Source organism: Mesorhizobium sp. M0894, assembly GCF_040319725.1.
Taxonomy (GTDB): domain Bacteria; phylum Pseudomonadota; class Alphaproteobacteria; order Rhizobiales; family Rhizobiaceae; genus Mesorhizobium.
Genome location: NZ_JAMYOG010000006.1, coordinates 320,399 through 329,757 on the forward strand (window position 1 = coordinate 320,399; position 9,359 = coordinate 329,757).

General features: G+C 61.7%; 11 protein-coding genes. 8 read left to right on the forward strand and 3 right to left on the reverse strand.

What is annotated here, in order from left to right:
* The first annotated feature begins 78 nt into the window (after positions 1 to 78).
* On the forward strand, positions 79 to 681 hold the full coding sequence (locus NKH91_RS14995; RefSeq protein ID WP_023720513.1) for an alpha-ketoglutarate-dependent dioxygenase AlkB: 603 nt from the start codon (positions 79 to 81) through the stop codon (positions 679 to 681).
* Between the two features lie 55 nt (positions 682 to 736).
* On the opposite strand, the gene NKH91_RS15000 is transcribed toward NKH91_RS14995, so the two are convergent.
* Positions 737 to 1,201 carry an NUDIX hydrolase gene (locus NKH91_RS15000; protein WP_352846813.1) on the reverse strand — a complete coding sequence of 155 codons (465 nt, stop codon included), beginning with the start codon at positions 1,199 to 1,201 and terminating at the stop codon, positions 737 to 739.
* Positions 1,202 to 1,319: 118 nt separating this feature from the next.
* Here NKH91_RS15000 and ku point away from each other — a divergent pair, with 118 nt between their 5' ends.
* From ku to NKH91_RS15020, 4 genes are all read left to right on the forward strand, one after another.
* The gene (ku, locus tag NKH91_RS15005; RefSeq protein WP_023677071.1) at positions 1,320 to 2,153 is read left to right on the forward strand and encodes a non-homologous end joining protein Ku; all 834 of its coding nucleotides are present in this window, start codon (positions 1,320 to 1,322) and stop codon (positions 2,151 to 2,153) included.
* Between the two features lie 93 nt (positions 2,154 to 2,246).
* The gene (locus NKH91_RS15010; RefSeq protein ID WP_352846811.1) at positions 2,247 to 3,647 is read left to right on the forward strand and encodes a PAS domain-containing HWE histidine kinase family protein; all 1,401 of its coding nucleotides are present in this window, start codon (positions 2,247 to 2,249) and stop codon (positions 3,645 to 3,647) included.
* A 75-nt stretch (positions 3,648 to 3,722) separates the two neighbouring features.
* Positions 3,723 to 4,094 (forward strand): avidin/streptavidin family protein, encoded by a 372-nt coding sequence (locus NKH91_RS15015; protein WP_352846810.1) that lies wholly within the window; start codon positions 3,723 to 3,725, stop codon positions 4,092 to 4,094.
* Positions 4,095 to 4,218: 124 nt separating this feature from the next.
* The gene (locus NKH91_RS15020; RefSeq protein WP_352481440.1) at positions 4,219 to 4,635 is read left to right on the forward strand and encodes an HD domain-containing protein; all 417 of its coding nucleotides are present in this window, start codon (positions 4,219 to 4,221) and stop codon (positions 4,633 to 4,635) included.
* A 31-nt stretch (positions 4,636 to 4,666) separates the two neighbouring features.
* Here the strand turns inward: NKH91_RS15020 and NKH91_RS15025 are convergent, their stop codons facing one another.
* Both NKH91_RS15025 and NKH91_RS15030 read right to left on the reverse strand, forming a co-directional pair.
* Complete coding sequence (locus NKH91_RS15025) at positions 4,667 to 5,077, reverse strand: DUF427 domain-containing protein (protein WP_352473066.1); 411 nt, start codon at positions 5,075 to 5,077, stop codon at positions 4,667 to 4,669.
* A 63-nt stretch (positions 5,078 to 5,140) separates the two neighbouring features.
* Positions 5,141 to 6,043, reverse strand: a complete 903-nt coding sequence (locus tag NKH91_RS15030; protein WP_352481439.1) for an alpha/beta fold hydrolase — start codon at positions 6,041 to 6,043, stop codon at positions 5,141 to 5,143.
* Between the two features lie 243 nt (positions 6,044 to 6,286).
* Here NKH91_RS15030 and NKH91_RS15035 point away from each other — a divergent pair, with 243 nt between their 5' ends.
* From NKH91_RS15035 to NKH91_RS15045, 3 genes are all read left to right on the forward strand, one after another.
* Positions 6,287 to 7,102, forward strand: coding sequence for an endonuclease/exonuclease/phosphatase family protein (locus NKH91_RS15035; protein ID WP_023677076.1), 816 nt, complete (start codon positions 6,287 to 6,289; stop codon positions 7,100 to 7,102).
* Positions 7,103 to 7,165: 63 nt separating this feature from the next.
* A complete protein-coding gene (locus NKH91_RS15040) occupies positions 7,166 to 8,566 on the forward strand; it encodes a phospholipase D family protein (RefSeq protein WP_352846807.1) in 1,401 nt (466 codons plus the stop codon).
* Between the two features lie 472 nt (positions 8,567 to 9,038).
* Positions 9,039 to 9,356, forward strand: a complete 318-nt coding sequence (locus NKH91_RS15045) for a DUF768 domain-containing protein (RefSeq protein WP_023720522.1) — start codon at positions 9,039 to 9,041, stop codon at positions 9,354 to 9,356.
* The last annotated feature ends 3 nt before the right edge of the window (positions 9,357 to 9,359 follow it).

The window sequence follows — 9,359 nt, forward strand, 5'->3', positions numbered from 1 at the left end:
TAACCCTGCACGGAGAGCGAGGTTCCTTGCTGCCGAAGCAGCCTTGCCGCTACGGGCTGGCTTCACCAAATACGGTTGATGCCATCGCCCAAGACATCGGCTGCAGCCCGCCAGGGCGATCTCTTTGCCGCCGCCGCCGACCTGCCGGAAGGATTCCGCTACCGGCCCGAACTGATCACGCCGGACGAAGAAGCAGCGTTGGCAAGCCAGCTCGCAACCCTGCCTTTTCAGGCCTTCGACTTTCACGGCCATCTCGCAAACCGGCGGGTGGTCGGTTTTGGGCTGCGTTATGATTACGACCGGCGCGAAGTCGTCGAGGCGCCGCCGATACCCGGCTTTCTGCTGCCGCTCAGGGAAAAGGTTGCGGATTTTGCCCGCTTGCCCGCCGAGACCTTCGTGCAGGTTCTGATCAATGAGTACCGGCCGGGCGCCGGTATCGGTTGGCACCGCGACAAGCCTCACTTCGAGGCGGTCGCCGGCGTTTCCCTGCTGGCCGCGTGCAGCTTTCGCCTGCGCCGGAAAAACGGCACGCGATGGGACCGCAAGACGGTCACCGTCGAGCCAAGATCGGCCTATCTGATGACGGACGCCGCGCGCAGTGAATGGGAGCACAGCATCCCGCCGGTTGCCGAGCACCGCTATTCGATCACGTTGCGCACGCTGCGGCCGCAACGCGCTTAAAGCAGAGCGGTGAGGAAGCCCAAGCACTGCCCTTAAGAACTGGGCTGAAACAAATTCATCCGGCGCCGTGCCGACCGGCAAAGTCCGCCAGCATGGCGCGCTGGCCTTTCAGGATCTTGACGTTGGCTTCAGGCAGGGAGAACCAACCCGCTCTGTCGACTTCGGCAAATTCCTTCATCGAGCCGGACCTTGGCGGCCATTCCATGACGAAGGTGTTGCTGCTGATGGCGTCGCTGTCGAAATCCGCCTCGACACACCATGCGATGACGAGCTTGCCGCCCGGCTGCCTGTAGCTGCCAAGGCTTTCGAAATCTCCGTCGATGGCAAGACCGAGTTCCTCTTCGGCCTCGCGTTTTGCCGCCGCCAGCTCGTCCTCGCTCTCGTCGACCAAGCCCTTCGGGATCGACCATGCGCCGTCGTCCTTCTTCGCCCAGAATGGTCCGCCCGGATGCACCAGCAAGACCTGGAGAAGGCCTTCGCTTCGGCGATAGATCAGCAACCCTGCGCTGCGTTGGGCCATTCCGCTATTCCCCTGACGAAAATGAAACGAACGTCCGGGCGGCATATGGAACAGCCTGCCAAGGCGGAACGATTTCCGCTCGCAGCCGTTCCGTCCGTTCGGCAAATGAGTGATCGACATGGCGACGCCGCGAGCTGCCTGGAAGGGCTTTATGAAAGTCGGATCGGTTTCCTGTGGCGTCAAGATCATCGGCGCCGTCAGCGAGGCCGAGAAAGTGCATTTCAGGATCCTGAACCGCAAGGACGGTCTCCCGGTCAAGAGCGCCTATCTAGACGAGGAGACCGGCGACACGGTCGAGGCGGCGGAGCAGGTAAAAGGCTATGAGGTCGAAAAGGGTGAGTTCATCCATATAGAGCCGGACGAAATCAAGAAACTGAAGATGGTATCGCAGCATACGCTCGAGATCGGCGAGTTCGTGCCTGCCGCCGAAATCGACGCACGCTACCTCGAAAAACCCTATTATCTCGTTCCGGCCGACGCGCCCTCCACGGAGGCTTTCGCGGTGATCCGGGACGCCATGGCCAGGAAGAAAGTGGCAGCCCGCTCCTGCGTCGTGCTGTACCAGCGAGGCCGAGAGGTGCTGATCCAGCCGCTGGGCAAGGGCATGCTGATGACGGAATTACGCAACCACAATGAAGTGGTCGCGGCGGACGCGGTGTTCGAAGGGCTGAAGGCTCGCAAGGTCGATCCCGAGATGCTGGAAATCGCGCAATTGCTGATCGACAAGAAGCCCGCCAAATTCGACCCCTCGAAGTTCGACGATACTTATGAAAAGGCGCTGGTTGCAATGATCGAGGCCAAGCGCAAGGGCAAGAAACCGCCCAAGCCGGCACCTGAGCCCAAGACGAACGTCATCAATCTCGCCGATGTTCTGCGCAAAAGCCTGGCGCAGGAAGGCGGCAAGGCTCCCAGCAAAAAGCCGAGAACGGCCCCGAAACGCAAATCAGCCTGAATGTCCGAAAGCGGATCGAACGGAACCGAAAACACTCACGCGCATTTAGATGACGTAGCAATCCGTCGGCAAGCCAAGCGGAGCGGGGGACTGGTGGACGTCGTTGAACTAAGGACTGGCGGGATCCCGCAAGTTTCCTCCGCCGATCTGATGCAGGCGTTGCCTGTGGCCGTCTACACCACCGACAAACAAGGCTACATCACCTTCTTCAACGAAGCCGCTGCCGATCTCTGGGGATATCGTCCGGTTATCGGCCAGGATCGCTGGTGCGGGTCATGGAAGCTTCGCCACCTCGACGGGCGACCGATGGCGCATGACGAGTGTCCAATGGCCGTTGCCTTGCTCGAGGAGCGGGACGTTCGTGGGGGCCGAGCCATCGCCGAGCGGCCGGACGGCCAACTCATCCCGTTCAGCGCGCATCCGGTCCTGCTTCGCAATGAAGCCGGCGAGATTGTCGGTGCCATCAACACCCTGCTCGACCTGCGCATGCAGACGCTGGCCGACGACGCCGGCATAAGGCTCGCCGCCATCGTCGAATCCTCGATGGACGCCATCGTGTCCAAAGACCTGAACGGCATTATCACCAGCTGGAACGACGCGGCACAACGCCTGTTCGGCTATACGCCCGCCGAGGCGATCGGGCGCCCGGTGACGATCCTCATCCCGCCCGACCACCTGGATGAGGAAGCCATGATCATCAGCCGCATTCGCGCCGGCGAACGGATTCCTTCATACGAGACTATCCGGCAGCGCAAGGACGGCACCCTGGTTCCGGTTTCGCTCACCATCTCGCCGATACGCGACGGCATCGGGCGTATCATCGGCGCCTCCAAGATCGCGCGCGACATCAGCCCCCACAAGGAAAGCGAACGGCGCATCCGCACACTCATGCGCGAAGTCAACCATCGCGTTAAAAACCAGTATTCGGTGATCGTCTCGATGATCCGCGAGACCAGCAAGCTGGCGGGTACGCCAGAGGCCTTCCTTTCACGGGTCCGGGAACGCATCATGGCGCTATCGGAATCGCACGACCTCCTGGTCGATGCGGAATGGCGTGGCGCGACCATCGGCGAATTGATCCATGCACAGACCAAGGCCTTCGCGACACAGGCCCGTCTGTCGATGAGCGGGCCGACGATCATGCTGCAGCCGAACGCGGTGCAATATCTCGGCATTGCCTTTCACGAGCTGGCCACCAATTCGGTAAAACACGGAGCGCTGTCGCACCATGACGGACGGGTCGAGGTCGAATGGACCGTGACCCCAGCCGCCGATGGCAGCGACGGCTTCCGCCTTGTCTGGCGGGAACTGGACGGACCATTGGTGGATGAAAACACGCGACGCGGTTTCGGAACGGTTGTGCTCAAACGCGTCACGCCGCAGGCGCTCAGCGGCACTGGCCGCCTGGAATTCGCCAGGCACGGCATCACCTGGACGCTGGAAGCGCCGCTGCGCTTCGTTCAGATGTCGATGGCTGGCATCGCGGCTGATTGAAGGCCGCTACACCGGCCGCGGCTTGGCGGCCGTGTGGCAACGCAATCCCTTTGGTAGCAATGAGGAGGAGCAGCGATGAGTTGGCTGGGCACCTGGCGGAATCAGTACGCGTCGGTCGTCGAACTGACCAGCGAAGAGGGCGGACGGATCAGCGGAACCTTCAGGACGGCGCTGGAGGACAGCGCCTTCTTCGGCATGACCGTGCCGCTGTTCGGAGCCTGCCATGGAGACGTCATCGGCTTCACCTGCGCGGCCGAAGGGCGGGTCGGAGCCGCGGCGGTGAGCTATACCGGCATCCTCAGGAACGGGAAGCTGGAGATGCTGTGGCACACCGTCGCGGATGCTGCTTTGTCGGCGGAAAAGGAAGGTGCCCCGGCCCGAGCCAGGAAACTGCCCGCCTGGCGCGCCTTTGGAACCAGCCTCGACAGTTTTGAACGTGTCTCCTGACGTGTCGGGCCCGCCGCCGCGGCATTCAGCTCGCAAGTGAGGCAGCAGGGTTCCCGCGGTGCATCGGAACTCGCGCTGACGATGGCGCGTTAGCCAGGACATGCGCTGTTACGGGGTCGACCCAATGAGCGTGCTTTATCGCGCAGCGAAAATCGCCGAACAGGCTCATGCCGGGCAGACGGACAAGACGGGGCGGCCTTATATCGAACATTGCCGCCGGGTCGTCGATGCCGTCGAAACGCTCGACCAGAAAGCCATCGCCTATCTTCACGACGTCATCGAAAAAGGTGACGGCTGGAACCGCGACCGGCTTGAGGCGGCCGGGTTCGGGCCGTCCATCGTGTCTGCCATCAACGCCATGACGCGGCTGCCAAACGAGGATGATGCCGCTTTCGTTCGCAGGGCCGCGGCCAATCCGTTGGCGTTGCCAGTCAAGCGCGCCGATCTCGCCGACAATCTATGGCAGGCACGGCAGATCGGTGCCTCGACAGCGAAATACGAAGACGGCCTGCGCATTCTCAGGGAAGAGTTCGCGAGCTGACGGACAGCTGGCGGCTGTCGCCGATGTGGGTCTACTCGGTGACGTGCGGCGTGTGCCGCTTGTCTTCCGCGGGATCGGCGTCGATCCGCGCCCTGCCGGGATCGAACGCACCATGGCGGGCGATCGCCAATGCCGGGGTGTCGGGCGTCTCGTAGGCCCACATGAAGTCTTCTGCCGACGAACCGACCGCATGAACACGCCAATAGCTTGCCGTGCCCTTCAGCGGGCCGTGGCTCGTCGTGTTCGTCTTCTCCAAGAGATCGAAATAGATGTCCTCGAAGGGGATGTAGAAAACAGGATCATGGCCGTCTTCATAGAGCACCTTTGCCCGCTCGCTCGACGCAATAATGGCATCGGAGAACCGGACGGTCACGGTTCCATCAAACGGGACAATCCTGAGCGGGCCTGGGCGGGGGGCGGAATCTGCGGCTAAGGACTGCATTCGACTTCTCCGTTGACTGCGCTGCCTTCCCGAAACGTACTATCGCCGGTCAGGGTTCCAGTTCTACGCTTCTCCTCTTCCGAAACTGTCGAGGAACCCGACAAGGTGATCGGCAACGCGCTCGGGTGCTTCGCGCGTCGGAAAGTGGCCGATGCCAGCCAGAAGCTGGCGCTCGTAATGGGCCGTGAAGTATCGTTCCTTGCCTTCGGACGATTGCGGCAGCACAACGCGGTCGGCATCGCCGTGGATCGTCAGAGTAGGCGCAGGAATGGACTTGGCGGAAATCTGGCGCCGGGCAAGATCGGCGTAGCGCGGATCGGGATCGGCTTCGCCCCAGCGAACCCTGTAGGAGTGCAACGTCACGTCGGCCCAATCGGGATTTTCGAAGGAAGCGGCAACGCTGTCAAAAAGCTCTTCCTCGAACCAGCCGGGCGGGCTCCAGCTTTCCCATTGAAAATGCGCGAACGCCTTGCCTTGCTGGCGAACGATCTCGGCGCCGCGATCCGTTGCCATGAACCATTGGTACCAGAATGCCCTGACCTGGCCCAGCGGCGGCGTTGCGAGTTCGCCCGGCTGCCAGCCAAGCGACAATGCCGAGCAGCACCGTATCCGTTCGGGAAATACCGAGGCGAGCAGGTAAGCGATCCGCGCGCCCCAATCGTGGCCGACGACCGCAAAACGGCCGAGGCCAAATGCGTCGGCGAAATCGATCACGTCCTGAGCCATGGCGGCAATTTCACCGGATCGCATGGTCTCGTCCGACAGGAAGGTGGTTTTGCCGAACCCACGCAGCCATGGCGCAAAGGTGCGGAAGCCAGCACGATGCAGGACAGGCGCAATGCGCGTGAAGGTGGTTGCGTCGTCCGGCCAGCCGTGGAGAAGCAGGACGGGCGCGCCGGCTCCAGAGCCACCGGCGATGTACGCGATGCGCAGCACTGGCGTGGTGCAGAAGGCGGGTGTTTCCATGATCCGGCCATCCCGTTTCGATCACGCCGCATGGCGTCAGATCGTCTTCGGCGCAAGTTTGCTGAACCGCGCGCGGCTGCGATTGTTCCATGACAGAGGCAGACTTCCAGTGAAACCTCACCGCTGCTCGCGGTGGAAGAAGACCGACGGGAACGGTTCTGCAAGGTCGTCGTTGTTTCAGACCTCCGCACGCGCCATAATCGCAATGGCCGCCACTCGCCGACTCAACAGCAAATGGACCACATGCTGGATCGATCGCCTACCCTCCCAAGGTCGCTTGGCGCTGCGCTGCGAAGGGAAGTGCCGCGGTTTGCGGCACCCGGCAATGAAATTTCATGCACTACGGTCGCATCCTACAATGTGCATAAATGCGTCGGCACCGACGGCAGGTTCGATCCGGAGCGGGTCGCGGCCGTGGTCAAGGAACTCGACGCCGATATCATCGCTTTGCAGGAGGCCGACGAAAGAACCGGAAGCAGGCAGGGATTGCTGGATCTCGCAGCACTCGAGCGCGACAGCGATCTCGTCCCCACACACATCCCGGAAAACCGCCGCAGCCATGGCTGGCATGGAAATCTGATCCTGGCACGCCGCGGCGTGGTCGAAAGCGTGAACCAGATCCGGCTGCCCGGCCTCGAGCCGCGCGGCGCGGTGATTGCGGACCTGGAGCTGAAGGGCGTCTCGCTCAGGATCATAGCCGCGCATTTCGGCTTGCTGCGGCGCTCGCGCTCGCAGCAAGCCAACGCACTTGTCGAAGCCACGCACCCGGTTCTGCGGCCAACAATCCTGCTTGGCGACCTCAACGAATGGCGCGTCCGCAACAGGTCTTCGCTGCTGGCCCTGCTGCCGCATTTCGGTCCGATCGATGCGGTTCTGCCGAGCTTTCCGTCGCGCTTTCCGCTGTTTGCGCTCGACCGCATCCTGGCCAGGCCGCCGCACCTGATTTCCAGCATCGAGGTGCACAAGACGCCGCTGGCGCAGCGCGCCTCCGACCATCTGCCCATCAAGGCCCGGCTGAACCTTGACGCGATAAGGCAGCCGCGACTGCAACCAGAATGAACCTGAAGAGTTGTTAGTCAGATTTCAGACGGTTTGCTTCGCTGATGTTTGTCGGTGCACTTCATGGATACAGCCATTTCGCGGTTTGCCCGGGACAAGATCGCTGCCGGCAATAGCGGGCTGGTGCTGATCGCCGACAATTATGACGCGTTTGCCGCACGAATCCTTGCCGCGCGCAGTGCCACCAGCAGCCTCGACCTGATGTACTATCTCTGGCACGACGACCATAGCGGCCGGCTGCTGATGCAGGAGGTCGTCAAGGCGGCGGAGCGCGGTGTCCGCGTCCGCATGCTGCTGGACGATATCAATCCGCGCAACAGCGACGCCGCTTACCTGGCGCTCAACAGCTACAAGAACATCGAGCTGAGGCTGTTCAACCCCAGCGGCATGAGGAACGGCAGCATCTTTCGCTCGCTGGAGATGGTCGCCCGGCTGTTTGCGATGACCCGCCGCATGCACAACAAGGCCTGGATCGCCGACGGGAGCCTGGCCATCGTCGGAGGAAGAAATATCGGCGATGCCTATTTCGACGCCGCGGAGACAAATTTCCGTGATCTCGACCTGTTGCTTCTCGGTCCTGCCGTAGGGCAGACGATGCAGATCTTCGAGGCGTTCTGGAATTGCGAGGCGGCAAAGCCGATCCAGCTGCTCAACCCGGCTGCGGTGGGCTCGCGCGCCGATTTCCTCGACAATCTCGATGCGACCGCGGACGGCCAGCTTTTGAACAGCCTCAGTGCCTGGCGCACGATCACGGAGTTCATTGCAGCGCACAGCGACGTCTGCTGGACGAAAGGCGTTCGCGTCATTTCCGATCCGCCGGAAAAGGTGCGCGGCAAGCGGCGCAGGAACTGGCTGACCAAAGAGCTGCTTCCCGCTATCGCGGCGACCAGGCAGCGCCTCGAAATCGTCTCGCCCTATTTCATCCCCAGCCGCACCGGGTTGGCCATCCTGTCGAAGCTGGTGGATCGTGGCGCCGAGGTTGCAATCCTCACCAACTCGCTCGCCGCGACGGACGTCGCCGCCGTGCACGGCGCCTATGCCAGATACCGCCGCAAGCTGCTTAAAAAAGGTATCCAGCTTTTCGAATTGCAACCCTTCAACCGCCAGGCCAACATCTCCGTTTTCGGCTCAAAGGGAGCCAGCCTCCATACCAAAGCCTTTACGGTCGACGACACGCTGGGGTTTGTCGGTTCCTTCAATTTCGATCCGCGTTCGGTGTCGTTGAATGCGGAAATGGGCGTGCTTTTCCACGATGCCAATCTGGTGATGGAGTTGCGCCGGCTGTTCGAGCACGAAAAGTCGCCGCAGACGAGCTATCAACTGGTCCTGGACAAAGGGGCCTTGCGGTGGCTCGGCATGGCGGATGGCGAGATGCGTCAATATTCGCGTGAACCGGAGGCCAGTCTCTATCGGCGCATCGTTGCAGCGCTGGTTGGCTGCCTGCCGATCGAATCGCAATTGTAGAAGCGACGGATTTGTCGGAACGGAACTCTTTGTCGGAACGGAAATGCGGGACCACGAGTTGTAACCGTTGTCCGGAGCATGCCGATGAAGACCACGATATACAGTTTTCTTGCCGAGCTCTTGCCGTTCTGGATGGCGCATAAACGCAAAATGCGCGCCGACCGCGCCGCTGAGCGGCCGACACGATCTGCCGCAGATGACGATGTTCGGCCGTCCGGCGACCCGAATCGCGCAACATCGGCGCGACGGCGCAACGCGTCTTAGGGCGGGATGCCTTCAAATTACATCCCGCTCCAACTGTCTGGTTAGCCGCATTTCTGCGACGCCAAATGATTTCCCTGGCTGCAAAGCTCTAGCTCGTTGGCGATCACGCTATTGTCAAGTATCGCTATTCGAAATCCGGCGTTGCCAAGCATCCATTTTGCAGCACGTACGTTAATGGCACTACAGTTTGCCGCTACAGGTGAGCCCCATGAGTGATAGTGCGATAGAATTCTTGCAGGACTGGATTCACGAAAACGTTCATGTGCCGCCGCCTCCGATCAGGCTTGAAAGAGAGGCGGAAATCCTCGCCAGGGAATGCGAGGAAGAGGCGGCCGACGCCGGCGTACCCATCGAAGACATCGAGGAAGAGGTTGGCGACCTCAAGGATCTGCTCGTCGCCAAGCTTGAAGACGCAGCCGAGGACGAGGCCCGGCATCTGAATGGCGATGGCCAAAGGGCTTCCATGCCCGCGGCCGAGCAAAAGCCGTCCGTGCAAAGCCGTTCCGGAGCCGCTGTAAGGGTATGAACG

Bases quoted from the DNA above. Each gene is read 5' to 3' on its own strand.
- NKH91_RS14995 (WP_023720513.1), top strand. From the start codon at position 79: ATGCCATCGCCCAAGACATCGGCTGCAGCCCGCCAGGGCGATCTCTTT.
- NKH91_RS15000 (WP_352846813.1), bottom strand. From the start codon at position 1,201: ATGGCCCAACGCAGCGCAGGGTTGCTGATCTATCGCCGAAGCGAAGGC.
- ku (WP_023677071.1), top strand. From the start codon at position 1,320: ATGGCGACGCCGCGAGCTGCCTGGAAGGGCTTTATGAAAGTCGGATCG.
- NKH91_RS15015 (WP_352846810.1), top strand. From the start codon at position 3,723: ATGAGTTGGCTGGGCACCTGGCGGAATCAGTACGCGTCGGTCGTCGAA.
- NKH91_RS15020 (WP_352481440.1), top strand. From the start codon at position 4,219: ATGAGCGTGCTTTATCGCGCAGCGAAAATCGCCGAACAGGCTCATGCC.
- NKH91_RS15025 (WP_352473066.1), bottom strand. From the start codon at position 5,077: ATGCAGTCCTTAGCCGCAGATTCCGCCCCCCGCCCAGGCCCGCTCAGG.
- NKH91_RS15030 (WP_352481439.1), bottom strand. From the start codon at position 6,043: ATGGAAACACCCGCCTTCTGCACCACGCCAGTGCTGCGCATCGCGTAC.
- NKH91_RS15035 (WP_023677076.1), top strand. From the start codon at position 6,287: ATGCTGGATCGATCGCCTACCCTCCCAAGGTCGCTTGGCGCTGCGCTG.
- NKH91_RS15040 (WP_352846807.1), top strand. From the start codon at position 7,166: ATGGATACAGCCATTTCGCGGTTTGCCCGGGACAAGATCGCTGCCGGC.
- NKH91_RS15045 (WP_023720522.1), top strand. From the start codon at position 9,039: ATGAGTGATAGTGCGATAGAATTCTTGCAGGACTGGATTCACGAAAAC.